Source organism: Streptomyces sp. NPDC003300, from assembly GCF_040610915.1.
Lineage (GTDB): Bacteria > Actinomycetota > Actinomycetes > Streptomycetales > Streptomycetaceae > Actinacidiphila.
Window position 1 is genome coordinate 120,773 of the sequence record NZ_JBEXNE010000003.1, and the last position, 22,823, is coordinate 143,595.

Genomic DNA, 22,823 nt, shown 5'->3' on the forward strand with positions numbered 1-22,823 from the left:
CGCCGCACGAGCCGCTCGCGCGGCGGTCGTTCGGAGCGGGGGCGTGGTCCAGAGCATGGCGCTGGTCCAGAGCGAGACGGCGGCTCAGGCCATGAGCGCGGCTCAGAGCGTGGCGGACGCGTCGCCGATCGCCTGGTCGAGGACGGCCAGGCCCAGGGAGAGTTCGTCCTCGGTGGCGGTCAGGGGCGGGGCGATGCGGAAGACCCCGCCCATGCCGGGGAGTTGGACGATGTTCATGTGCAGGCCGAGTTCGAGGCAGCGGCGGGTGACGCGTGCGCCCAGCTCGTCGGAGCTCTGCTTCGTGTCGCGGTCGACGACGAGTTCGAGTCCGGTCAGCAGGCCGCGGCCCCTGATGTCGCCGACCACAGCGTGGTGTTCGGCGATCTCCGCCAGGCCCTCGCGGAGGAACGCGCCGAGCGCGCGGGCGCGTTCGTCGAGCCTGTCGGCGATCAGGACGTCGAGGACGGTGTTGCCGACGGCCGCCACGAGCGGGTCGGCGGCGTGCGTGGTGAAGAACAGGAACCCGCGGTCGTACGCCTCCTGTTCGATCACGGCGCTGGTCACGACGGCCGCCAACGGCAGTCCCGCGCCGAGCGTCTTGGACAGGGTGAGGATGTCGGGGACGATGCCGTCGCGCTCGAACGCGTACCAGGTCCCGGTGCGGCACAGACCGGTCTGGGCCTCGTCCAGGATCAACAGCATCCCGCGCTCACGGCACTTGTCGCGCAGGGCCGCGAAGTAGCCGGGCGGCGGCTCGATGACACCGCCCGAGCTGAGGATCGGCTCGACCAGGCACGCGGCCAGGCTGCCGGTGGACTGCGCGTCGATCAGGTCGAAGGCGAAGTCGAGTTGGCGGCGCCAGTCGAGCGCGCCGTCGGGCGTGGTGAAGTCGGGCCGGTACGCGTTCGGTACGGGGATGGCGAAGTTGCCGGGCGCGGCCGGCCCGTACCCCTTGCGGCCCGCGCTGTACGTGGCGGACGCCGCCGCCTGCGTCATGCCGTGCCAGGAGCGGGCGAAGGAGACGATCTCGTGCTTGCCGGTGACGAGTTTCGCCATCCGGATCGCGGCCTCGTTGGACTCGGCGCCGGTCGTCAGCAGCAGCACCTTGTCCAGGGGCGCGGGCAGGGTGTCGGACAGCCGCCGGGCGAGGTCGACGACCGGTCGGCTGAGCATGCCGCTGTAGAGGTGGTCGAGGTCCGCGATCTGCCGCCGGACGGTGGCGACGATCGCCGGGTGCGAGTGCCCGAGGATCGCGCTCATCTGGCCGGAGGTGAAGTCCAGGATCTTCCGGCCGTCGGCGGTGTACACGAAGCTTCCGGCGGCGCGTTCGATGATCTCGGGGGTGAACTCGGGTCCGTAGCGCACGAGATGCCGTTCGGCGTCGGCCCAGAAGCTCTCGGCGGACGGCGGGGCGGACGGGACGGCCGCGGGGCCGGTGATCACGCCGGGGGTCGTGCCCGCGGTCGTACCGGTGGAAGCGCCCGTGGAGGTGCCGGTTGAGGTGCCGGTAGTGGACGTGGGGGTGCCAGTGCGGGAAGCAGCCATGTCCTCGACGGTAGGCGGCCCGCGAGCGACACGTCCATCGCACATTTCCGGCTGTCCTGTTCGGTAGATCCGCACAAGAATGGCCCCGTGATGAATCCCTGGCGGCTGCGGCTGCTCACCCAGCTCGACACGCTCGGCACCATCCGGGCCGTGGCCCAGGCCGCCAGCCTGAGCCCGTCGAGCGTGTCGCAGCAGCTCGCCGTGCTGGAGACCGAGACCCGTACGCAGCTTCTGGAACGCACTGGACGCCGGGTGCGGCTGACCTCGGCCGGGCTGATCCTCGCCCGGCGGGCGCGCGCCGTCCTCGACCACATGGACAGCGTCGAGGCGGAGCTGCACGGCTTCGGCGAGGAGCCCGCCGGACTCGTACGCCTGGGCGCGTTCCAGAGCGCGATCCACACCATGGCCGTGCCGGTCGTGACCCGACTGGCCCGTGAACACCCGCGCCTCGACATCGAGTTGCTGCAACTGGAGCCGCACGAGAGCATGCCCGCGCTGCGCGGCGGCGACGCGGACGTCATCATCACCACCACCGACTTCGACGAGCTGCCCCTGGGCCCCGACCTCGACCTCGTCCCGCTGGCCAGGGACCCGATCCTGCTGGTCGTACCGCCGGAGCACCCCGCGGCGGGACGCGGCGCCGCGGACCTCGCGGCGTACGCGGACGAGCCGTGGTCCTTGGACATGCCGCAGTCGTACATGGCCGGGCTGGCCCTGCGGCTGTGCCGCCAGGCCCAGTTCGAACCGCGCGTGGTCTGCCGCTTCAGCAATTACATGATGACCCTCCAGCACGTCGAGGCCGGGCTCTCCATCACCCTCCTCCCCGGCCTGACCGTGGCCCACAGCCGCTACCGCGTCGCCACCCGCGAGCTCGCGACCCCCGTATCCCGTACCATCACCGCCGCGATCCGCCGCGGCTCCCCGCCCCGCGCGGCCGTCCACGTCGTCCTCGACGCCCTGCGCCAGATCACGGACCTCCCCCTGCCCCTCCCCGGCTCCGTGGCCGGGCCACCGGGCGGGCCCTAGCATCGTCCCGACCGCAGGGACCGTCGACCGCCGCCAACCCGAGGTGTCCTCCATGACGCAGCTCGTCCGTCACGTCGTACGCGACCAGGTCGCGACGATCACTCTCGACTCGCCGCACAACCGCAACGCGCTCTCCTCCCGACTGGTCGCGGAGCTGACCGAGGCCCTGGAGTCCTCGGGCGCCGACGCCGATGTGCGCGCGGTCGTCCTCACCCACACCGGGCGTACGTTCTGCGCAGGCGCCGACCTGTCGGAGGCGGGCGGCGGCTCGATGACGGCGGCGACGCAGGCGATCGTCTCGCTGCTCGGCCTGATCGTGGAGCTGCCCAAGCCGGTGATCGCGCGGGTCACCGGGCATGTACGGGCCGGTGGGATGGGCATCGTCGGCGCGTGCGACATCGCGGTGGCCGACGAGAGCGCGTCCTTCGCCTTCACCGAGGCGCGGATCGGCGTCACGCCCGCGATCATCTCGCTGTGCACGCTGGACGTCATGGAACCGCGCGCGGGCGCGCACTACTACCTGACCGGCGAGACCTTCGACGCGGCGCGCGCCGCGCAGATCGGCCTGATCACGTCGGCGGCCCCGGCCGACGGGATCGACGCCGTCGTCGCCCGCTTCACCGCCGCCGTCCGCGAAACCTCACCGCAGGGTTCCGCCGAGACGAAGAAGCTGCTGACGGCGGACCGGCGGCGGCGGATCGCCGCGGACGCGAGCGACCTCACCGCGCTGTCGGCGCGGCTGTTCGCCAGCGAGGAGGCGCAGGAGGGCATCCGCGCGTTCATGGAGCGCCGCCCGCCCCGGTGGCGCGCCGCCGGGTGACTCCACGCGGTACGGCCACGGACCGCCTGGGCGTGGCCGGTGGCCACCGCCGGACACCGCTACGCCGACACGTCACCGATCGGCGCGGGCGGCGATCGAGCGGGCGCGCAGGTGGACGGGGCGGTCGACCATGTGGCCGTCCACGAGCTTCACCTCGTCCTCCGTGGTGAGTTCGAGGACCCTCAGGGCCCAGGCGAGTTCGTCCGGCTCGGGGGCAAGGGCCTCGTGGACGGCGGGCACTTGGGCGGGGTGAATGCACAACTTGCCGGTGAAGCCGCTGTCGAGGGACGCACGGGCCTGGGCCAGCACCGTTTCCCGGTCGCGGACTTCGGTGCAGACGCCGTCCACGGGACCGGGCAGTCCCGCGGCGGCCGAGGCGGCGACCAGGGCGAATCTGGCGGGGACGAGCCGCGCGGTGTCGTCGGGCCGCAGCCCCAACTGGGCGCAGAGGTCCAGGTGTCCGAAGACCAGCCGGACGACACCGGGCGCCGCCGCGATCAGCCGGGCGTCGAGGACGCCGACCGCCGTCTCGATCAGCGGGAGCACGGCGGAGCCGGGCGGCAGGGCGGCCAGGACCGCCGCGACCGTGGCCGCGTCCTCGGCTTTGGGGACGACGACCGCGACGGGCCCGCCCGCCGCGCCGAGCGCCGCCAGATCCGCCGAACCACGGTGCGTACGGGGGTCGTTGACGCGGATCACCACGCCGGTCGCCCGGCCCAGCAGCGCCGTCGCGTTGGCCAGCGCGGCCTCCTTCGCGTCGGGCGGCACCGCGTCCTCCAGGTCGACCACGACCGCGTCCGCACCGCCGGCGAGCGCCCGGTCGAACCGTTCGGGCCGGTCGCCCGGCACGAACAGGAAGGACCGGGCGCGGCCCAGCGCGTCCGCGACACCCGTACGGTCGCCTCCGCCGTACGGGCCCGCGCTGTCGTTGTCCTCGGAAGGTGCCATGGCTGATCCGCTCTCCTTCGATGGTGCGCCCGGCGGCGACGGCTCGGCTGGTTCAGTCGGCGGCGGGTGCGGCGTCCCGCGCGGTCATCCGTACGCAGCAACGCCCTTGTGACCATGCCTCGATGGACAGGGCGCCGTCCTCCCGCCCGGCCGAGCCGACGGTGACCTCCTGGCCGACGTAGGCGGTCGAGGTCAGCCGGTAGGTGAGGTGCGTCGGCGCGGCGCCGAGGCGGTACCGGGCGTGTTCGGCGCACCAGAGGGCGAGCAGCGGGCCGTGGACGACGAGGCCGGGGTGGTGCTCGACCTCGCGGACGTACGGGGCGTCGTAGTGGATGCGGTGCAGGTTGTAGGTGAGCGCGCTGTACGCGAACAGGTAGCGCTCGTCGGGGACATGGGTGGCCGACGGGGTGACCGGGGACACCGCGCCTCCGGTGGTGGCGGTGGGGGGTCCGATGTCGGCCGCGCGGCGGTAGACGATGTCGCGCCGCTCCCTGATCCGGTCCTCGCCCGCGACCGACCACACGTGGTCCTCGGTGACCAGCAGCAGCACGCCGGAGCGGCCCTCGCGCACCCGGACGTCGGCGACGCGGCTCATGCGGGCGACGCGGTCGCCGACCCGCAGCGGCGCGACGACCTCCACCGTGCCGCCGCCGAACATCCGCCGCCGGTCGGCCAGCGGCGGCAGCAGCGCCCCGCCCTCGGGGTGTCCGTCGGCGCCGATCCGCTCGATCCCGACGGCGTCGCGCAGCAGCACCTCGTGCCAGAGCGGCGGCAGTTCGGCGCCGTCCTCGGGGGCGGGTACGTCCAACAGCGCGGCGAGCTTGTCGGTGGTCCCCCGTTCCACCGCGCCGCTGACCTGCGCGGGCTCGGGTCGCCAGGTGGCGGCGATCTTCTCGAATTCGGGGGCGGTCAACGGCCTCTCCTGCCCACGACCGGGCCGCGCACCCGCACGCTCGACGCCATGGCCACCGACCTTTCATATATGATTTCTCCAGATCGTACATGATGTAGGGTGAACGCCGTCCCAGCAGGGGAAACCGGCGGAGAACCCGGCAGAGGATCAGCGGAGAGAGTGGGTGCGGCCGGTGACGGACGGGCGCCGGAGGTCCGACGACGTCGCCTCGTACGTACGCGATCTGATCGTCTCGGGCGGGGTCGCGCCGGGTGAGTTCCTGCGGCTCGAACCGCTCGCCCAGCGGCTGGGGCTGAGCGTCACGCCGGTACGCGAGGCGATGGGTCTGCTGCGCGGCGAGGGATTCGTGGAACTGGAGCCGAACCGGGGCTTCGTCGTGCTGCCGCTGTCCCGCTCGGACATCGAGGACATCTACCGGGTGCACGCGTTCGTCTCGGGTGAACTGGCCGCGCTCGCCAGCCGTCGCCTCACCGCGGAGGCGCTGGACGGGCTCGTGGCGCTCCAGGAAGAGCTCGTCGCGGCACACCGGGCAGGTGACGCCGCGCGGGTGGAACAGCTCAACCACTTCTTCCACCGCGAGATCAACCGCGCCGCGGGCTCCCCGCGCCTGCTGTGGTTCCTGCGGACCGCGTCGCGTTACGCGCCCCGGATGTTCTTCTCCGGCGTCGACGGCTGGGCGGAGGCGTCCGCGCACGACCACGAGGCGATCCTGACCGCACTGGCGGACCACGATCCGGACGCGGCCCGTACGGCGATGGCCGACCACGTCCGGCACGCGGGCGAACTGCTGGCCCGGCACCACGAGAGCCGCTGACGCGAGCCCGACTCCGGTGCGGGGAGCCGGTGTTGAGCTCCTCCCCGCCGACAGAGCAGGGACGTCGGGCCGTGGCCTCGCGCACGTCGACCCGGTTGAGGGCGGCGGCCAGGTCGGGCGATCTCGATCCGGGCGACGGCGGCGCCGCGTCGGCGCGGGCCGTGGTCGTTCAGCAGCCGTCGAAGGATGCCGACCCGGCGGCGATCCGCTCCGCGCGGCCGGACCCCGAATTCAGCCGCGCGCCCTCGCCCGCGATCTTCCCGGTGGACCATTCGCCGAGGTGCCCCGGACACGTCGAAGGTGTGGTTCATGCCGACGGCCACGGCGGCGAGGGGTCGACCGCCAGCCGTTCGAGGACCCGCCCGTCGAGTCCGTCCGGGCGCGCCGCGCCGGACTCGACGCCCGGACACGGGCCATCAGACCGCTGACGATCGTGGCGGCCGTCGTCCGGGACACGCCCGCGTGGCGGACCGACCCGGCGCGGTGCGGCGGCCCGCGGCCGAGCAGCAGGGCCGGGATCCGCTCCTGGCTCGTCTGCCGCAGGGCCCGCCGCGAGCCACCGCTCTTCTGACGCGTGGCAGGGAGATCACCCGCACAGGCACTCTTCCCCCCGGAGCGCACACCCCTCCCCTCGCTTCGGCCGCCCAGCCGCACCCGAGACGGCGGCATCTGCGACCGCTGCGGCGCCAAGCACCTGATCGGCATCGGCGGAAGGCTCGCCCCGCGTCCGCGCCGCGTGGCGTCGTACGGCCCCGAACCCTCCGCTCTGGGCGTCGCCCGGCCGGTAATCTCCGGGCCATGGGAGAGCATCGCGAGCGCTCGGCGCGTCTGGTGCCGGGGATCCTGGCTGTCCTTCAGGCGCTCTGGTGGGCTGTGGCCGCACTGGGGCGGGACGCGTCGCCCGGTCCGGCCCGTACGGCGCTGGCCGCGGCGGCCGTCGCGGTCGCCTTCGGTGCGATGGCGGTCCGGCGTGCCGCCCCGGCCACGGCCCTGGCCGCCGCGGTCGCCGCCGTGGTGGGCGCGGATGTCTCGCGGGTCCTGGCCTGGGCGCCGGTGACCGTGGCGGCGGTGCTCGTCGCGCTGTACTCACTGGCCCTGCGCCGTACCGCGGGCGCGTCGGCGCTCGGGGCGCTCCTCGCCGCCCTGACCGTCGGCTGCCTCGTGCTGTGGCACGGCGCGCAGCCGCGGATCGTGGCGGCCGGAGCCCTGCTGGCCTGTGCGGGCGCGGCGGCCGTATGGGTACGGGGCCGGTCCCGCCGATGGCGCCGGGCTCTCGGTTCCGCGCGGGAGGAGTACGCCCGGCGGGCGCCCGACCTGCTCCGGCACACCGCGCGCGGTGAACGCCGGGGTTTCGCGGCCGAGTTGCACGACGTGGTGGCGCACCGGCTGACGGGTGTCACGGTGTCGGCCGCCGCCGCGCTGAGGCTCGGACATGAGGACCTGATGGCGGAGGCCACCCGGCACGCGGGCCACGAGGGACGGCTGGCGCTCCTCGAACTCGACGCGCTGGCCGACGCGCTCGCGGTGCCCCGCCGTCTGGAGGAGGTCGACGCCCTGGTGGCGGCCTTCCCCGGCGTCCGCTACACCCGCACGGTCGCCGCCCGGGAGCCCGCGGTGGAGCCCGCCACGGCCTCGCTGGCCTTCCGCGTCGTCCGTGAGGCGCTGACGAACACCGTCCGGTACGCGGCCGGAGCGACGGTGGAGGTGCGGCTGGCCGTCGAACGCGGCGACCTCGTCGTCCATGTGCGGGACAGCGGCGGCGCGCTCGCGGTCGCCGACCTCGGCAGCGGCAGCGGCCTGACCGCGCTGGCCGAGGCGGTCGCGGCCGACGGCGGGCGGCTGACGGCGGGCCCGGTGGGCACGGGGTGGCGGGTCAGCGCGCGGCTGCCGCTGGCGACCGGGCCGACCGCCGTACGAGAAAGCGCCCGTTTCAGGTCCGGTCGGCGCGGCCCCGCGGCACTGGACGCGGCCCTCGCCCTGCTCGCCCTGGCGGTTCCGCTGGGCGCCGGTCTGCTGCCCGGCGGCGGCCCCGACGTCTTCCCCGGCGGCGCCGGGGCCACCGGCCACATCGTGCTCCTCGCCCTGCTCGTCCTGCACGCGCTGCCGCTCGCCCGGCGGCGTACGGCACCGCGAAGCGGCCTGCTGGCGGCCTCGGCCGTGGTGCTGCTGTGGCTCGGTTGCGACCGGCTGGGCGTCACCGCGCCGCACACCACGGACTTGCTGCTGTGGTGCTGGTGGGGCGATCTGGTGCTGCTGTACTCGGTCGCGGCCCGCGCGCCGACCGCACCGGGCGCGCGGCGGACCTGGCCCGCGGTGCTCGGCGTCGCCGCAGTGGCGGGGCTGGCCATGGTCAGCGAGGACGTGCGGCGGGTCGCGCTGGGCTGGGCGGTGTTCGGCGCGCTGGCAGCGGTGCCCGCGGCGGCCGTCTGGGCGTGCGGGGTCCGGTCCTGCGGGCGCCGCCGCACCGGAGCCGACAGCGAGAGCGCCCGGCGAGCGGCGCTGAACCGGGCGGCGGCCGAGGCGGCGCGGGCCGAACGGCTGCGGCTGTCCGCCGAACTGCGCGCCACGGCGCGCCGCCCGGTGGCGGCCATGGTGGCCGCGGCCGACGCCGACGACCTGCCGCAGGTGCTGGCCGAGGCGCGCGGCGGCCTGCGGGCGCTGCGTGAGCTGCTGACCGAGGTCCGCGAACCGCTCGACGCCGACGACGACGTACCGCCGCCCACGGTGGCGGGCATCGCCGCCCTGGCCGCCAGGCACCGCGCGACGGCCCGGCTGACCGGGCGCGTGCGGTCGCTTCCGGCCGCGATGGAGGTCGCCGCCTACCGGTCGGCGGAGGCGCTGATGTCCGACGAGGCGCGGGTCACCGTGCACTACGCGGCCGACGGGGTCGAGGTCGTCGTCCACCGCCGACCCCAGGCCGGACCGTCGCTGCGGCGGCTGCACGCGATGGCCGACGCCGTCGGCGGTACGCTCGCGACGACCGGCGACGGCACGGTCCGCGTATGGCTTCCCGAGGTGGTGCCGGCATGATCCGGGTGACGGTCGCGGACGACCAGGCCGTGGTGCGGGCCGGTATCGCCGCGGTGCTCGACGCCGAGGCCGATCTGAGCGTCGTCGGCCAGTGCGCCGACGGGGAGGCCGCCGTGGCCCTCGCCGCCGAACTGCGCCCCGACGTGGCGGTGGTGGACATCCGCATGCCGAGACTCGACGGCATCGCCGCCGCCGCGCGCATCACCGCCCACGTGCCGCAGACCCGCGTCCTGGTGCTGACGACCTTCGGCCTGGACGAGTACGTGTTCGCCGCGCTGCGGGCCGGGGCCGCGGGGTTCCTGCTCAAGGACGCCGAACCCGAGCGCGTCATCGACGCGGTGCGGGTCGTCGCCGCGGGGGACGCCCTGCTGGACCCCGGCATCACCCGCCGTCTGATCGACCGTTTCACGTCCGCGCCGGGTCCCGACGACGCGGCGCCGCTGGCCGCGCTCACGCCCCGGGAGACCGAGGTGCTCGTCCAGGTGGCGCGCGGCGGGACGAACGCGGAGATCGCCGAGGCGCTCGGCATCAGCGCGGCCACCGTCAAGGACCATGTCGCCGTCGTCCTGGGCAAGTTGGGCGTACGCGACCGCGTCCACGCCACCATCGCCGCGTACGAGTCGGGGCTGATCCGGCCGGGCGTACGCCGACCCCGCCGGACGGCGGGGTCGGTCCCCGCCGTCCGGCCGTCGCGCCCCCCTGTCGATCCGGCCCCTGAGCAGGAGGAACGCGGCCAGGGGCGCTCATAGCGTTTCCGACATGGCACAGACACTCCTACGCCGCACCGCTGGCGTCCTGCTTCTTCTGGTGGCCGCGGTTCTCGGGCTCGCCGCGGCCGTGGCCGGTTTCGTCGGCGCGGGCGCGGCCACCGCTTCCGTCCCGCTCCTGGTGGCGGCGGCCCTCGTCGTCCTGTTCGGCGTCACCTTCCTCGTGGCGTGGCCCGGCTTCGTACTGTTCGGCGTCGCCCGTCGGCGCCGGGCCGCGGTGATCTCCGCCACCGTGCTCGCCGTGGTGGCCGCGGCGCTGTCGGGGGCGACCGTCCTGCGGCCGATGCCGCGGCCCGCGGACGGGAAGGTGCCGCCGGACGTGCGTTTCTGGGCGCTGCCGACCGGCTCCCGGATCGCGTACCGCGAGGCGGCGGCCACGGGCACGGCCAGGCCCGCACCGGTGATCTTCCTGCACGGCGGTCCGGGCACCGCCAATGACGACATCTCGCGGGCGGGCCGCGCGCTGGCCGCCGACGGCTTCGACGTCTACGCGTACGACCAGGTCGGCTCGGGACGCTCCAGCAGGCTGCGCGACGTGACGCAGTACACCGTCGCCCGGCAGGTGGCGGATCTGGACGCCATCCGCCGGACGATAGGCGCGGAGAAGATCATCCTGGTCGGCCAGTCCTGGGGCGGCTCGCTCGCCGCCCACTACATGGCCGCGCATCCCGACCGGGTGGCCAAGGCCGTCCTCAGCTCGCCGGGCGTGCTCTGGTACGGGGCCTTCCCCGACGGCGAGACCGGTGAGCTGTGGGACCGGCTGACGCCGGAGGCCAGGAAGCGGGTCGACGAGCTGACCAACACTCCCCGGATGATCGCCATGGCCCTGCTCCAGTCGGTCAACCCCGACGCGGCGCACCACCTGGTCGGCGACCGGGAGGCCGACCAGCGCTTCCGGGAGATCCTCACCACGTCACTGCCCGCCGCCCAGTGCCCCGGCCGGCCCCCGGCGCGGCTCCCGGACAACCGCACGGGCTTCTACGTCAACCAGTTCACCATCGACGACGCCAAGCACCTGCCGGACCCGCGTCCCCGGCTGCGCACGGCGCGCATACCGACGCTCATCATGCGCGGGGAGTGCGACTACAAGAAGTGGGAGGTCACCTACGACTACAAGCGCACACTTCCCGACGCGACCCTGGTGTACGTGCCCGGCGCCGGGCACGCCATCGCGATCGACCGGCCCGCGGTCTACGAGTCGGCGCTCGTGGCCTTCCTGCTGGACCGGCCGCTTCCGTTGCGGCCCTACACCGGGACGGCTCCGCCGTCGTGAGGCGCCCGTGAGATGCCGTGAGATGCCGTGAGATGCCAGCGTGCGATGCCCGTGCGGTGACAAACCCCCGGGGGCATTTCCCGCTCCCACGGAATTCACGCGCCCACGGGAAAAGGCCGCCCCGGCGAGTGCCGGGGCGGCCCCAAATTTCCCTGCCGCTCGCTGTGTCAGCGGTTACGGTGGCTGCCGTAGTACTCGCCCACCTGCTGGTGGTATCCGGCGTCGCCGACGTGCTTGTCCTTGTCGAACTCAGGGGAGTTCTTGATCTGCTCCTTCGTCAGCTCGACGAAGATCTTCTGGTCCGCCGCGTCGATCGACCTCACGGTGCCGGCCGGGAGCAGTACGTGCTTGCCGAAAATCCACACACCCGTGTCGACCACCAGATATGCGGAGTCGACGTCATCGGAGTGCTTGTCGACCTTTCCGATGTGGCCGTCGGTCGCCTCGACCTTGTATCCGATCAGGTCGGTTCCCGCCGTGTGGCCGGAGGTCTGCTCGTAGCCCCAGATATTGTCACTCATGTCGCGGCTCCTTTATCGCAATTTCCGTCCCGATTCGCGGTAGTGACGTTGTGTCATCCGATAGTCAGTGACGCTTGCTCACACCGTCGCGTGCCCGCCCGTCCCGCACGCACACCTCATATGCCGAAGATTATTGCCGTGCGGCAAATATTCGTCTGAGCAGCGGAAACGGTGCGGTGCTCCGGCCGGACGCCCGGCGTCGAGGTGTGATCGGGGTCACGACAAAAGCCCGCCGGGCCGGAGAATCGCTCTCCGCCAGCGGGCTTCGCGCGGCCCTCGGGCCCTCGGTCAGAGGCGCAGCAGGCGCTCGGTGAGTTCGCGGTAGTCGCGCAGCAGGCCCACGGCGCCGTCCGGGACGCCGTCTGCGTCCTGCCAGCGGGCGCGCAGGACGCGCAGCCGCTCGGCCAGCACCTCGGCGAGGTGGCCGCTGGCCGCGTCGAGGGCCTGGTCGGCCTCGTCCAGCGCCTGGCGCGGACTCTCGCCGAAGGAGCCCGCGGCCCGCTGGAGGAGCGCGGCGGAGTCGTCGCGCTCCTTCTGCGGCAGCAGCGGCTCGGGCCGGGACTCGCGCTTGGCCCACCGTTCGGTGAACGCCGGATTCTCCGCCCCGGTCGCGGGCTGCCGTGCGCGTTCGGCGTCATACATCATGTGAAGTGCCACTTCTCTCTGCCGTGCGGGGTCGTGATCCGGGCCGTGGTGTCGTGCCGACGCCCACCCGAACACCATGAGATCGGTGGAAGCTGAAGGCTGTGGCGTGCCGAAGGCGCGCCGCGTACCGCCCTACGCCGTACTGGCCAGTGAACTCCGGGCGTCACCGCATGTCAACGCGTCATCGGCCGACCGGGGCGCGCCCGGGCGGTTCCGCCTCACGAGAGCTCCGCCGCGTGGCGCGGCTCCCGGGGGTGGCGTAGGAGATGACGGTGCCGGGTCCTTCGAGTGCCCGGGCCAGGAGCCGGTCGACGGGGACGCCCCGGATCGAGGCGTCGAGCACCTGCACGGTGTGGGCGACGGGCAGCCGCTCGCCCATGCGGGCCAACGTGGTGGCGACCTGCATCCAGCAGCCGGGGTTCGCGGTGACCATGATGTCCGCGCCGGTCGCCAGGACCGCCTTGGCCTTGCGTTCGCCGAGTTCGCGTGCGGGTTCCGCGTGCAGCAGGTTGTACGTGCCCGCGCTGCCGCAGCAGATCTCGGCCTCCGCCAACTCCCTTGTCTCCAGGCCGGGAACGGCCCGCAGCAGTCGGCGTGGCTGGTCGCGTACGGCCTGCGCGTGCGCCAGGTGGCAGGCGTCCTGGTAGGCGACGGTCATGGGGAGCGGGTGCCTGGGGGCCACGGGGCCCAATTCGTCCAGGAGTTCGGTGATGTCCATGACCTTGGCGGCCAGCGCCTCCGCGCGCCGCGCCCAGTCGGGCTCGTCGCGCAACTGGTGGCCGTACTCCTTGAGGTTGGACCCGCAGCCCGCGGCGTTCACCACGACGGTCTCCACCCCGGCCGCCTCGAACGTCTCGATGACGGACTTCGCGAAGCGCTCCGCCTCGGGGGCCCGGCCCGCGTGCGCGGACAGCGCGCCGCAGCAGCTCTGCCGTCGCGGTACGACCACGTCGCAGCCCTCGGCGGCCAGGACGCGTACGGTCGCGGCGTTCACGTCGGGGAAGAAGGTCCCCTGGACGCAGCCGGTGAGCAGGCCGACGGTACGGCGGCGGGCGCCGACGGCGGGGGTGTGTTCCGGCAGCTTGTCGACGTGGCCGAGCCTGGGGGCCAGCGACTCCATGGCCTGGAGGGGGCGCGGCAGCCGTCGCAGCACTCCGCCGCGGGCGAGCAGCCGCCCGAGACCGCTCGCCTGGTAGACGCGCAGCGGTCCGCGCAGGGCGCGCAGACGGCGGGGGTAGGGGAACAGGCCGTAGATCAGGGCGCGCAACAGCCGTTCGGCGCGCGGCCGTTGGACCCGGCGTTCGAGCTGGGCGCGGGTGCTCTCGATGAGCTTGTCGTACTGCACGCCGGACGGGCAGGCCGTCACGCACGCCATGCAGCCGAGGCACTGGTCGAGGTGACGCACGCTGCCGGCGTCGAAAGCGTCGCCTTCGAGTCCGGCCTTCATGATGTCGATGCGCCCGCGCGGGCTGTCCATCTCCTCGCCCCACAGCACATACGTCGGGCAGGTCGGCAGGCAGAAGCCGCAGTGCACGCAGTCCCCGACGAGCGCCGCGTCCGGCGGGTGGTGGGCGTCGAAGGCGCTGCCGGGAGGGGGCGCGCTGCCCGGCATGCCGAGGGCGACGGTGGCGGCGCCCGCGCTGGGCGCGACGGACACACCGAGTACGGGCGGCACCGGGACCGGGGGCTCCCCCGAACTCCGTGGCGGGACCGACCCGTTGGAGGAGCCCTTGAAGGCGTCCTTGGAGGCGTCCTTGGACGTGTCCGCCGAATTCCCGTGCGGAAGGGGCCCGTTGGGGGTGTCCGCGGCCATCTAGAGTCCTCCGAGCAGTCGGCCGGGCGACAGGCGCCGCTCCGGGTCGAAGCGGTCCTTGACCCGCGTCATCAGGTCGAACGAGTCGGCGACCGGCCCCCAGTGGTCGAGCGCGTCGCGCGCGTCGTCGGCGGCGATCACCACCGCGGAGCCGTCGTACGGGGCGATCGACGCCCGCAGCGCCGCGAGGTCGGTGTCGGTGGGCACCGCCATGTACGCCACTCCCGTGCAGGCCGACGCGGTGCCCGAAGCGCCGTCCGGGAGGGCGTCGAGCACGCGGGGCAGCGCGAAGGGTTCGTGGGCAAGCCGCAGGACGAGGCCGCCGGTCGGCCGCGCTCCGAACCAGTCGGGGACCTCGTCCGCGTGCGCCCCCACCCCCAGCAACGCGATCGCGGCGCGCGACTGGGCGCGTACGGAAGCGGCGCTGCTCTCGAAGAGCACGGTCAACTCCCCCGCCCGCGAAGACCAGTTGAGTTCGACGGCGGTGGGGGTGAGCGTGGAGCGGGCGAGCAGCGCGGCGTACCTGCCCGCTTCGGCGCTGTCCTGTACGGGCACGGTGACCGCGCCGGTGACCGGTGGCAGCGGGTGGAGGCGCCAGGTCGTGGAGACCAGGACGCCGAGGCCGCCGTGCGCTCCGGTGTAGAGCTTGCCGAGGTCGTATCCGGCCACGTTCTTGACGACCTTGCCGCCCGATCGCGCGAGCGTGCCGTCGGCCAGGGCGACGGTGACGCCGATGAGCAGGTCGCGGGCGGTGCCGTAGCGCAGTCGGCGCGGCCCCGAGGCGTTGGCGCTGACGATCCCGCCGAGCGTGGCGCCCGCTTCCGGCGGGTCGAGGGCGAGCATCTGGCCGTGTTCCGCGAGCTGTCGTTGCAGGTCGGCCAGTGGCACCCCGGCCTCGGCGACGACCACGAGGTCGCCGGGCGCGTACTCCACGACCCGGCCCAGTCCCGCGGTGCGCAGCAGCAGGTCGCAGGAGGTGGCAGGGGCGGCCCAGCCGGTCTTCGTACCGCCGCCGACCGGGACGACGGTGCCGGTGGTGCTCCGCAGGATCTCGGCGACCTCGGCGGCGGTCGCGGGTTCGACGGTCTCCGCTGCGGTCGCGGGTTCGATGACCTCGGCGGCAGTCGCGGGTTCGACGGTCTCGGACCGTACGGCCCCCGCCTGCGCGGTGTCCGGACGCGCGCGGTGCGGTGCGGTCATCTCAGAACACCTCGCCCAGCGCCGGATCGTGCGTGTCGGCGGCGGTGCGGACGCCGGGGCGCTCCCCGCACAGCCGCGGGGTCGGGAACTGCTTGCCGGGGTTGGCGATGTTGTCGGGGTCGAAGGCGCAGCGGACGAGTTGCATGGTGTCCAGGTCCTCGTCCGTGAACTGCCGGGTCATCCGCGACTTCTTCTCCAGGCCGACGCCGTGTTCCCCGGTGATGGAGCCGCCCGCCTCGACGCACAGGTCGAGGATGGCGAAGCCCAGCTCCTCGGCGGCGTGCGCGGCGCCGGGGACGGTGTCGTCGAAGAGGATGAGGGGGTGCAGATTGCCGTCGCCCGCGTGGAAGACGTTGGCGACGCGGATCCCGGCGCGCTCGGCGAGGCGGCCGACCTCGGTGAGGATCTCGGGCAGCCGGGTGCGCGGGATGACGCCGTCCTGGACGTAGTAGGCGGGACTGATCCGGCCGACGGCCGCGAAGGCGGACTTGCGGCCCTTCCACATCAGGGCGCGCTCGGCGGCGTCGCGGGCGATGCGGGTCTCGAACGCGTGTCGCGCGGCGGCCAGTTGCTCGACCTGGACGAATTGTTCGTCCACCTCGACGTGGGGGCCGTCGAGTTCGATGACGAGGACGGCGACCGCGCCCCGCGGGTAACCGCAGTTGACCGCGGCCTCGGCCGCCTCGATGGCGAGGGCGTCCATCATCTCGATGGCCGCGGGCAGGATGCCCGCCGCGATGATGTCGCTGACGGCTCCCGCCGCGTCCTCCACGGTGTGGAAGCCGACGAGCATGGTCTGTACGGATTCGGGCGCCTGGATGGTGCGGACGGTGACCTCGGTGGCGACGCCGAGCGTGCCCTCGCTGCCGACGAACGCGCCGAGCAGGTCGAGGCCCGGGTGTTCGGGCGCGGTGCCCCCGAGGTGCACCACCTCGCCGTCGGGCAGGACGACTTCGGCGCCCATGACGTGGTTGACGGTGAAGCCGTACTTGAGGCAGTGCGCGCCGCCCGCGTTCTCCGCGACATTCCCGCCGATGGAACAGACCTGCTGCGATGACGGGTCGGGCGCGTACGCCTGGCCGTAGGGGGCGGCCTCGCGGGTGACCGACAGGTTGATCACGCCGGGCTCGACGACGACGCGGGCGTTGTCGGGGTCGACGGAGACGATCCGGCGGAGCCTGGACAGCACGATGAGGACGCCGTCGGCGACGGGGACGGCGCCGCCGGACAGCCCGGTACCGGAGCCGCGGGCGACGAACGGGACTCCGGCCTCGGCGCACAGCCGCACGGCCGCCACGACGTCGTCGCGGTGCTCGGCGAGGACGACGACGGCGGGCCGTACCCGGAAGTTGGTCAGGCCGTCGCATTCGTAGGTGCGCAGTTGGGCGGGGTCGGTGAGGACCTTCTCCGCGCCGATGGAGGCGCGCAGCCGGGCCGCGAGCCCTGGCGCCTTGGGCGTGGGCCGGTCCGCGTCGGCCGGGACGGCGGTCATCGCGCACTCCTCCACTTGATTCCACTCCTCGGTAACTGAATACCGAATGATGGAAGAATGCCGTCGCCTTCCGAGCACGTCAAGGGTGGCGGGTGGCATTCGTCACCCCCGCACGGACCACCCCTCCCGCCCCAGGCGGCCACCGGCCGCGACCGCCGCCGTCCGTCCGGGCTTGGAACAATGGGGCTCGATTCAGCAGCTAGAGTGCTGAATCATGGAACTGCGCCAGCTCGAATACTTCGTGGCGGTCGCCGAGGAGCGGCACTTCACCCGGGCAGCCCAGCGCATGCTGGTCTCCCAGTCCGGGCTGTCCGCCTCGGTGCGCGCGCTGGAGCGCGAGCTGGGCTCGCCGCTGTTCGTCCGTACCACACGCAGCGTCGAACTCACCGGCGCCGGGCGGGCGTTGCTCGTGGAGGCGACCCGTACGCTGGCCGGCGCCCGCGCCGCGCGGGAGGCCGTGGCCGCGGTGCAGGGGCTGCTGCGCGGCACTCTCTCGGTCGGCATCGAGCAGTGCGTGACCATCGACATCGGCGACCTGCTGGCCCGCTTCCGCGCCCGGCACCCCAATGTAGAGGTCCGGCTGCGCCAGGCGGGCTCGACCGTGCTCGCTGGCGACGTGGCCGACGGCCATCTCGACGTCGCCTTCGTGACCCTGCCGGGAGCGCCGCCCGAGGGCGTACGCCTGCTGCCGCTGACCACCGAGCCGATGGTGCTGCTCTGCGACCCCGGCCACCGGCTGGCGGGCGAGCCGCAGGTGAAGTGGGCGGACCTCGACGGCGAGACCTTCGTGGACTTCCACGCCGACTGGGGCGCCCGGCAGCTCACCGACCGGGCCTTCGCCGCCTGCGGCGCCTCCCGTCAGGTCGCCCTCGAGGTGTACGACGTGCACACGGTGATCGACCTGGTCCGCTACGGGCTCGGCATCGCGGTCGTCCCGCGCCCCATCGCCCGCAAGGAGTCGGCCGCGTCGCTGTGCGCCGTGCCGATCACCGGCGCCGAGGACCCGGGCTGGCCGGTCTCCGTCGCCCTGCCCGACGACGACCGGCCAGGACCGGCCGCGCGGGAACTCCTGTCGTACCTGGACCGCTGACCGGATCACGCCCGTCCCCCGTCCGCGCGCCGTGCCCCCGCCATAGGGTGGCCCCAACGCGACGAGGGGGGCGGCGTGATCACCGAGCCCGAACTGACGGACGGGTCGGGCGACGACCGGCCCGTCGATGTCATCGGCGACGACGACCGGCCGCGGGAGCCGCGCGGCGGACGGCTGTCCGGTGTGCACCGGCGGCGCGGGCCCTGGGTCTGGGCGCTCGCCGGGGCCGTCGTCGCGTCGGCGGCCTGGGCCGGTGCGCTGCGGGGTGCCGACTACGGCCGTACGGCCCCGCCCGACCTGCACGGATACCGCCTCGCGGATCCGTGCACCGTGGCGGCGCTCCAGCCCCTCGTGGACATGATCGGCCTGTCCTCGATGAGCGAGATCCCCGGACCGATGAACGTCGGCAGGACGCTCGACCACATCGCGTGCCGCCTGGTCGGCAACACGTCGGAGAACGACGGCTGGATCACCTCGTACACCATCTCGGTCAGCGTCGACCTGCACAAGAAGACCGACCCCCGGACGGAATTCGAGGACGGACTGAAGGCGCGGGACGCCGACCCGGCCGAGCCGGCCGCCGGCAGCGGCGTGGTCATGGTCCACGACCCGCGGACGAGCAGGCCGGTCACCGGCCTCGGCGACCGCGCCTTTCTCACCGGTGACTCCACGAGCCAGACCGTGGACGTCCTGCACGGCGGCGCCGTGTTCTCGATCGAGGCCGGCGCCACCGAGGAGTGGATCGGCGCGGGCGAGCGCCCGACGGACGCGGACGGCTCACCCGAACCCCCGCCCCATGTCGACACGAAGCGGTTCGGCGCCCAACTGCCCCGCGCCGTAAGTCACTTGATGAGCGTGCTGTCGGCGCGCTGACGAACCCCGCGGCTCAGCCCCAGAACGCCTGCGCCAGCGCCGTACCGGCGAAGGCCGCGCCGAGCCCGGCCGCCACGCTCGCCACCGCGTTGGCCGCGGCGAAGAAGCGGGCGCCGCTCTCGGCCAGCCGCAGCGTCTCGTAGGAGAAGGTCGAGTAGGTCGTGAGGGCGCCGCACAGGCCGGTGCCCAGCAGCACCTGGACCTGGGACGAGGCGGCGCCCTCGGTGACCGCGCCGGTCACGACGCCGAGGACGAGACAGCCGACGACGTTGACGGTGAAGGTGCCCCAGGGGAAGAGGCTGTCGTGCCGGCTCTGGACCGAGCGGTCGGTGAGGTAGCGCATCGGAGCGCCGACCATGGCCCCGACGATGACCAGCAGCCAGTTCATCGCGCCTCCGCCTCGTCGGCCCGCTCGGCCCGGTCCGCGAGCCGCCCGAGCACCACGTGCCGGGTCGCGGCCGCCGCCAGCCACACCGCGGCGAGAGCGGCGAGCAGCGTGAGCGCCAGATACGCGAGCGCGGTAAGGGCCTGCCCGCCGTCGATCAGGGCCCGGATGTCGGTGGCGTAGGTGGAGAAGGTGGTGAAGCCGCCGAGCACGCCGGTGCCGAAGAAGGGCCGCACCAGACGGTGCGTGTTCCAGACGTCGGTGATCAGCACCATGAAGACACCGATGACCGCGCAGCCGACGACGTTGACGGTCAGCGTCGTCCACGGGAAGGTGCCGGAGGCCGTCGGCCAGAGCAGCGCGGCCCCGTAGCGGGCGCACGCGCCGACCGCGCCGCCGACCGCGACCACGGCGACGACCGGGGCCTGGCCCTCGCGCGACGCTTCGCGCTGTGCCGGGTCGTGCAGATCGATGTCGGGGTCCACGGGTTCGTCGGGCGTCACGGGCCGGACTTCTGCCACTTTCGTCTCCTACTCACCGGGCACGCCCAAGCTTGGCGTGCGCGCGTCGCAAGTAGGGACCGTTGACGGCTGTGTCGCCGTGGTTCGGGTACGGCGGGCCCCACCGCCGCGCGGTGCTCCGGGGAGCGCCGCAGACCGCCATGCTACCCGGCGCGGTACGAGGGGCGCGTGGGAGTCTGTCTCCTGCCGGAGCCACGCGACCGCGAGGGAGAGTCCCTGTGCCGACCTACCAGACCTCGATCACCGTCGACGCTCCCGTCGAACGCGTCTGGGAGGTGCTCGTCGCCGTCGAGGACTGGCCCGCTCTCACAGCCTCCATGACCTCCGTCCGCCCGCTCGACGCGGACGGCGCGAGCCGAAGCGGGAGCGCGGACCACGTCGTCGCCGTCGGGCGCCGATTCGCGATCGAGCAGCCCAAGTTGCGCAAGGCGGTGTGGACGGTCACGGCGCTGGACGAGGGTTCCCGGTTCTCATGGCGGTCCGCGGGTCCCGGAGTGACCACGAGCGGCGACCACCTGGTCGAGCCGGAGGGCGACGGCACCCGCCTCACCCTGGTGCTCACCCAGCGCGGCGCGCTGTCCGGCCTGGTCGGCCTGGTGGCGGGCGGCCTGACCCGCAGGTACCTGGAGATGGAGGCCCGCGGCCTCAAGGAACGCGCCGAGTCGCCCGCCGCGGAGTAGCGGCCACGGCGCGCCGCCACCTCATGTGGCGGCCGTCACAGCAGATTCTCTCCCGTGGATGTCGACCGGACGTCCGGCCCCAGGCGTATGCGTGATGAGGCCGAAGAGAACTGGGAGCTGTTGTTGACCGCTGAGGAGTTCGAAGAGTTCTACGCCCACGCGGTCAGACGGCTCACCGGTCAGCTCTATGTGATGCTCGGCGATCTGCCGGAGGCGCAGGACGTGGTGCAGGAAGCGTTCGTCAGGGGCTGGAGCCGACGGCGGCAGCTCGCGAGGGACGGCAACCCGGAGGGCTGGATCCGTACGGTCGCCTGGCGGCTCGCGGTCAGCCGCTGGCGCGGCCGTCGGCGCTCGGAGGAGGCGTGGCAGCGGTACGGCGGCCCGCCGTCCGTCGAGGAACCGGGCCCCGGCACGGTCGCCCTGGTCTCCGCGCTGCGCGAACTGCCGCCAGGACAGCGGCGGAGCGTCACCCTGCACTACGTGTGCGACCTGTCCGTCGACCAGATCGCCGCGGAGACCGGTGTGTCCAGCAGCACCGTCAAGACGCACCTGGTCAGGGGCCGGGCCACGCTCGCCCAGCATCTGCCGGAACCGCACGCAGAGGAGCCCCCTGGTGCCTGATACCCACGAGGAGCGCTTGAGGTCCGCGTTCAAGAACGCCGCGGCGGACGGTCACCGCGCGGCGACGCCCGCGCCCCCGGCCGTCGTCCGCGCCCGCGGCGACCGCAAGCGGAAGCAGCGGCTCGCGACGGTCGCCGCGGTGGCCTGCGTCCTGATCGGCGGTACGACCGCGTCGCTGGTCACGCTGCTGCCCGGTGACGGCGGCGCCGTCCCGCCCGCCACGAGCCCGGGGCCCGCCACCACCGGCCCGAACGGCCTCCCGTCGTCGACCGCGACCTCCGACTACCCGGTCCGGACCTACCCGCCGACCGGCACGGTCCACATGACGACAGCCCGCTAAACACTCCCCCCCCCCCGTCGCACCCCGCCCCGGCCGCACCGGCCGGCCGGGCAGTCCGGCATGCCCGGAACCGTCACCCGTACGTCGTCCGCCCACGCCGTCGCCCGAGCGGTCCGTGGCAGCCCCCTCAGGAGCACGACCATGCCCAAGAGCGCCTTCTCCCCGCCCGCGACCGCGCCCCGCCCCGTACCGTCCGAGCCGCCGGACCGTACCGTCCCGCTCCGCCACCGGCTCCCGGGGCGTCTGCCGCTCCCCCGCCTCGGCCCCACCGACCGCGCCGTGCTCTGGCTGTACGCGCTCACGCGGGTCGGCGCCTGGACGACCGCGTACTGCACGGGGCGGCTGTTCACCGGCGACGGCAAGGCACAGCGGGCGCCATCGATGATGTCCCGCTGGGAGCAGTGGGACTGGGGCTACTACCTGCACATCGCGCGCGACGGCTACTTCCCGGCGCCGGTGCCGGGAGCCGTTCTCGGCAGCGGCGCGGCCACGCCCGACAACCGCGAGGCGTTCTTCCCCGGCTTCCCGCTGCTGCTGCGCGCCGTGCACCTGCTGATACGCGACTGGACCGCCGCGGGGCTGCTGATCTCGTTCGTGGCGGGGGCCGTCGCCGTGCTGTCGCTGGCCCGGATCGCCGCGCTGGACGGCCGGTCCGCGCGTACGTCCGTAGCCGGGCGCGGCGCGGACCGGCTCCCGGACGACGGGAACGGCACCGGATCGCGCGCCGTGCTCTTCCTGCTGCTCTCCCCCTGCGCGGTCTTCCTCGCCGCCGGGTACACCGAGGCGCTGTTCCTCGCCTTCGCGCTGCCCTGCTGGCTGGCCGCCAAGCGCGGGAACTGGCCGCTCGCCGCCGCGCTGGCCGCCGCCGCGACCACCGTCCGGATCAGCGGTCTGTTCCTCGGCGCCGCGCTCGTCGTCCAGCTCCTGACCTCGGGGCCGCTGACCAAACGGCTGCGGCTGCTGCACTGGCCGGCGCTCTCCGCGCTGCCCGCGCTCGTCTACGCCTGGTATCTGCACGCGCGCACCGGCGACTGGATGGCCTGGAAGCACGCGGAGGAACGCGGCTGGTACCGGACGTTCCACTCGCCGTGGCAGGCGTGGCGGCACACCTGGGACGGCGCCTTCGACCACACGCAGGCCACGCCGTACGCGCTGCTGTTCCAGTTCGAACTCGTCGCCATGGCGGTCGGTCTGGCGCTGCTCTGCCTGCTGCTCAAGCGGCGCCGCTGGCCGGAGGCCGTCTACCTCGGGCTCAGCCTGTGGGCGCTGGGCACCTCGTACTGGTACATGTCCGTGCCGCGCGCCTCACTGCTGTGGTGGCCGCTGTGGACGGGGCTGGCCGCCTGGAGCGTACGGCGCCCCTGGCTGACCACGGCGTACGTGTGCGTCGCCGCGCCGCTGGCCACCGTCCTCACGGTCGCCTTCACCTCGGGACGGTGGGCGGGCTGACATCAGCGGGCGCGACGACACGGTGAGGCGCGACGGTGGCGCGGACGAAGGCGCGGC

At 73.8% G+C, this 22,823-nt stretch carries 22 protein-coding genes; 12 read left to right on the forward strand and 10 right to left on the reverse strand.

The features are described 5' to 3' along the window. Nucleotides 1-102 precede the first annotated feature (102 nt). On the reverse strand, nt 103-1,545 hold the full coding sequence (locus ABZX65_RS05470) for an aspartate aminotransferase family protein (protein WP_355335018.1): 1,443 nt from the start codon (nt 1,543-1,545) through the stop codon (nt 103-105). Between the two features lie 90 nt (nt 1,546-1,635). Between ABZX65_RS05470 and ABZX65_RS05475 the strand changes: the two genes are divergently transcribed. Continuing rightward, complete coding sequence (locus ABZX65_RS05475; protein ID WP_355335767.1) at nt 1,636-2,571, forward strand: LysR substrate-binding domain-containing protein; 936 nt, start codon at nt 1,636-1,638, stop codon at nt 2,569-2,571. A 52-nt stretch (nt 2,572-2,623) separates the two neighbouring features. Beyond that, nucleotides 2,624-3,391: an enoyl-CoA hydratase family protein gene (locus ABZX65_RS05480; RefSeq protein WP_355335020.1), complete on the forward strand. Its 768-nt coding sequence runs from the start codon at nt 2,624-2,626 to the stop codon at nt 3,389-3,391. Between the two features lie 72 nt (nt 3,392-3,463). On the opposite strand, the gene ABZX65_RS05485 is transcribed toward ABZX65_RS05480, so the two are convergent. Next, nucleotides 3,464-4,339, reverse strand: coding sequence for a CoA ester lyase (locus ABZX65_RS05485; protein WP_355335023.1), 876 nt, complete (start codon nt 4,337-4,339; stop codon nt 3,464-3,466). A 52-nt stretch (nt 4,340-4,391) separates the two neighbouring features. Beyond that, nucleotides 4,392-5,252: a MaoC family dehydratase N-terminal domain-containing protein gene (locus ABZX65_RS05490; RefSeq protein ID WP_355335026.1), complete on the reverse strand. Its 861-nt coding sequence runs from the start codon at nt 5,250-5,252 to the stop codon at nt 4,392-4,394. A gap of 172 nt (nt 5,253-5,424) precedes the next feature. Between ABZX65_RS05490 and ABZX65_RS05495 the strand changes: the two genes are divergently transcribed. The 4 genes from ABZX65_RS05495 to ABZX65_RS05510 all read left to right on the forward strand — a co-directional run bounded on the left by ABZX65_RS05495 (nt 5,425) and on the right by ABZX65_RS05510 (nt 11,136). Then, on the forward strand, nt 5,425-6,066 hold the full coding sequence (locus tag ABZX65_RS05495; protein ID WP_355335028.1) for a GntR family transcriptional regulator: 642 nt from the start codon (nt 5,425-5,427) through the stop codon (nt 6,064-6,066). Between the two features lie 798 nt (nt 6,067-6,864). Further along, nucleotides 6,865-9,096 carry an ATP-binding protein gene (locus ABZX65_RS05500; RefSeq protein ID WP_355335031.1) on the forward strand — a complete coding sequence of 744 codons (2,232 nt, stop codon included), beginning with the start codon at nt 6,865-6,867 and terminating at the stop codon, nt 9,094-9,096. Then, complete coding sequence (locus tag ABZX65_RS05505; RefSeq protein ID WP_355335034.1) at nt 9,093-9,845, forward strand: response regulator transcription factor; 753 nt, start codon at nt 9,093-9,095, stop codon at nt 9,843-9,845. Before ABZX65_RS05500 ends, ABZX65_RS05505 begins: the two co-directional genes overlap by 4 nt. Nucleotides 9,846-9,855: 10 nt before the next feature. Further along, complete coding sequence (locus ABZX65_RS05510) at nt 9,856-11,136, forward strand: alpha/beta hydrolase (protein ID WP_355335037.1); 1,281 nt, start codon at nt 9,856-9,858, stop codon at nt 11,134-11,136. 167 nt (nt 11,137-11,303) lie between these two features. Here ABZX65_RS05510 and ABZX65_RS05515 read toward each other — a convergent pair whose 3' ends face one another. From ABZX65_RS05515 to ABZX65_RS05535, 5 genes are all read right to left on the reverse strand, one after another. Beyond that, nucleotides 11,304-11,657: a PRC-barrel domain-containing protein gene (locus tag ABZX65_RS05515; protein ID WP_355335039.1), complete on the reverse strand. Its 354-nt coding sequence runs from the start codon at nt 11,655-11,657 to the stop codon at nt 11,304-11,306. 288 nt (nt 11,658-11,945) lie between these two features. Further along, complete coding sequence (locus ABZX65_RS05520) at nt 11,946-12,302, reverse strand: hypothetical protein (protein WP_355335042.1); 357 nt, start codon at nt 12,300-12,302, stop codon at nt 11,946-11,948. A 181-nt stretch (nt 12,303-12,483) separates the two neighbouring features. Beyond that, on the reverse strand, nt 12,484-14,115 hold the full coding sequence (locus ABZX65_RS05525) for a heterodisulfide reductase-related iron-sulfur binding cluster (protein WP_355335045.1): 1,632 nt from the start codon (nt 14,113-14,115) through the stop codon (nt 12,484-12,486). Then, complete coding sequence (locus ABZX65_RS05530; protein ID WP_355335048.1) at nt 14,116-15,315, reverse strand: FAD-binding oxidoreductase; 1,200 nt, start codon at nt 15,313-15,315, stop codon at nt 14,116-14,118. A 1-nt stretch (nt 15,316) separates the two neighbouring features. Beyond that, a complete protein-coding gene (locus tag ABZX65_RS05535) occupies nt 15,317-16,807 on the reverse strand; it encodes an FAD-linked oxidase C-terminal domain-containing protein (protein ID WP_355335051.1) in 1,491 nt (496 codons plus the stop codon). 214 nt (nt 16,808-17,021) lie between these two features. On the opposite strand from ABZX65_RS05535, the gene ABZX65_RS05540 reads away from it, so the two are divergent. Then, entirely contained in the window at nt 17,022-17,897 is an 876-nt protein-coding gene (locus ABZX65_RS05540; protein ID WP_355335053.1) for a LysR family transcriptional regulator, read from the forward strand. 75 nt (nt 17,898-17,972) lie between these two features. Further along, nucleotides 17,973-18,770 carry a hypothetical protein gene (locus tag ABZX65_RS05545; RefSeq protein WP_355335055.1) on the forward strand — a complete coding sequence of 266 codons (798 nt, stop codon included), beginning with the start codon at nt 17,973-17,975 and terminating at the stop codon, nt 18,768-18,770. A gap of 13 nt (nt 18,771-18,783) precedes the next feature. Here the strand turns inward: ABZX65_RS05545 and crcB (ABZX65_RS05550) are convergent, their stop codons facing one another. Beyond that, on the reverse strand, nt 18,784-19,158 hold the full coding sequence (crcB, locus tag ABZX65_RS05550; protein WP_355335058.1) for a fluoride efflux transporter CrcB: 375 nt from the start codon (nt 19,156-19,158) through the stop codon (nt 18,784-18,786). Next, the gene (gene crcB, locus ABZX65_RS05555) at nt 19,155-19,676 is read right to left on the reverse strand and encodes a fluoride efflux transporter CrcB (RefSeq protein WP_355335060.1); all 522 of its coding nucleotides are present in this window, start codon (nt 19,674-19,676) and stop codon (nt 19,155-19,157) included. The genes crcB (ABZX65_RS05550) and crcB (ABZX65_RS05555) overlap by 4 nt, the downstream gene beginning before the upstream one ends. 218 nt (nt 19,677-19,894) lie before the next feature. Between crcB (ABZX65_RS05555) and ABZX65_RS05560 the strand changes: the two genes are divergently transcribed. The 4 genes from ABZX65_RS05560 (at nt 19,895) to ABZX65_RS05575 (ending at nt 22,766) form a co-directional block, all read left to right on the forward strand. Then, nucleotides 19,895-20,356, forward strand: a complete 462-nt coding sequence (locus ABZX65_RS05560) for an SRPBCC family protein (protein ID WP_355335062.1) — start codon at nt 19,895-19,897, stop codon at nt 20,354-20,356. An 87-nt stretch (nt 20,357-20,443) separates the two neighbouring features. After that, a complete protein-coding gene (locus tag ABZX65_RS05565; protein WP_355335065.1) occupies nt 20,444-20,977 on the forward strand; it encodes a SigE family RNA polymerase sigma factor in 534 nt (177 codons plus the stop codon). After that, a complete protein-coding gene (locus ABZX65_RS05570) occupies nt 20,970-21,317 on the forward strand; it encodes a hypothetical protein (RefSeq protein WP_355335067.1) in 348 nt (115 codons plus the stop codon). Before ABZX65_RS05565 ends, ABZX65_RS05570 begins: the two co-directional genes overlap by 8 nt. Nucleotides 21,318-21,458: 141 nt before the next feature. Further along, a complete protein-coding gene (locus ABZX65_RS05575; protein ID WP_355335069.1) occupies nt 21,459-22,766 on the forward strand; it encodes a hypothetical protein in 1,308 nt (435 codons plus the stop codon). Nucleotides 22,767-22,823: the final 57 nt, after the last annotated feature.

What these genes read in the sequence shown, in the direction of transcription:
- ABZX65_RS05505 (WP_355335034.1), top strand. Translation starts at nt 9,093, where the DNA reads ATGATCCGGGTGACGGTCGCGGACGACCAGGCCGTGGTGCGGGCCGGT.
- ABZX65_RS05565 (WP_355335065.1), top strand. Translation starts at nt 20,444, where the DNA reads ATGCGTGATGAGGCCGAAGAGAACTGGGAGCTGTTGTTGACCGCTGAG.
- crcB (WP_355335058.1), bottom strand. Translation starts at nt 19,158, where the DNA reads ATGAACTGGCTGCTGGTCATCGTCGGGGCCATGGTCGGCGCTCCGATG.
- ABZX65_RS05485 (WP_355335023.1), bottom strand. Translation starts at nt 4,339, where the DNA reads ATGGCACCTTCCGAGGACAACGACAGCGCGGGCCCGTACGGCGGAGGC.
- ABZX65_RS05500 (WP_355335031.1), top strand. Translation starts at nt 6,865, where the DNA reads ATGGGAGAGCATCGCGAGCGCTCGGCGCGTCTGGTGCCGGGGATCCTG.
- ABZX65_RS05510 (WP_355335037.1), top strand. Translation starts at nt 9,856, where the DNA reads ATGGCACAGACACTCCTACGCCGCACCGCTGGCGTCCTGCTTCTTCTG.
- ABZX65_RS05520 (WP_355335042.1), bottom strand. Translation starts at nt 12,302, where the DNA reads ATGATGTATGACGCCGAACGCGCACGGCAGCCCGCGACCGGGGCGGAG.
- ABZX65_RS05540 (WP_355335053.1), top strand. Translation starts at nt 17,022, where the DNA reads ATGGAACTGCGCCAGCTCGAATACTTCGTGGCGGTCGCCGAGGAGCGG.
- ABZX65_RS05515 (WP_355335039.1), bottom strand. Translation starts at nt 11,657, where the DNA reads ATGAGTGACAATATCTGGGGCTACGAGCAGACCTCCGGCCACACGGCG.
- ABZX65_RS05475 (WP_355335767.1), top strand. Translation starts at nt 1,636, where the DNA reads ATGAATCCCTGGCGGCTGCGGCTGCTCACCCAGCTCGACACGCTCGGC.
- ABZX65_RS05535 (WP_355335051.1), bottom strand. Translation starts at nt 16,807, where the DNA reads ATGACCGCCGTCCCGGCCGACGCGGACCGGCCCACGCCCAAGGCGCCA.
- ABZX65_RS05530 (WP_355335048.1), bottom strand. Translation starts at nt 15,315, where the DNA reads ATGACCGCACCGCACCGCGCGCGTCCGGACACCGCGCAGGCGGGGGCC.
- ABZX65_RS05525 (WP_355335045.1), bottom strand. Translation starts at nt 14,115, where the DNA reads ATGGCCGCGGACACCCCCAACGGGCCCCTTCCGCACGGGAATTCGGCG.
- ABZX65_RS05470 (WP_355335018.1), bottom strand. Translation starts at nt 1,545, where the DNA reads ATGGCTGCTTCCCGCACTGGCACCCCCACGTCCACTACCGGCACCTCA.
- ABZX65_RS05575 (WP_355335069.1), top strand. Translation starts at nt 21,459, where the DNA reads ATGCCCAAGAGCGCCTTCTCCCCGCCCGCGACCGCGCCCCGCCCCGTA.
- ABZX65_RS05480 (WP_355335020.1), top strand. Translation starts at nt 2,624, where the DNA reads ATGACGCAGCTCGTCCGTCACGTCGTACGCGACCAGGTCGCGACGATC.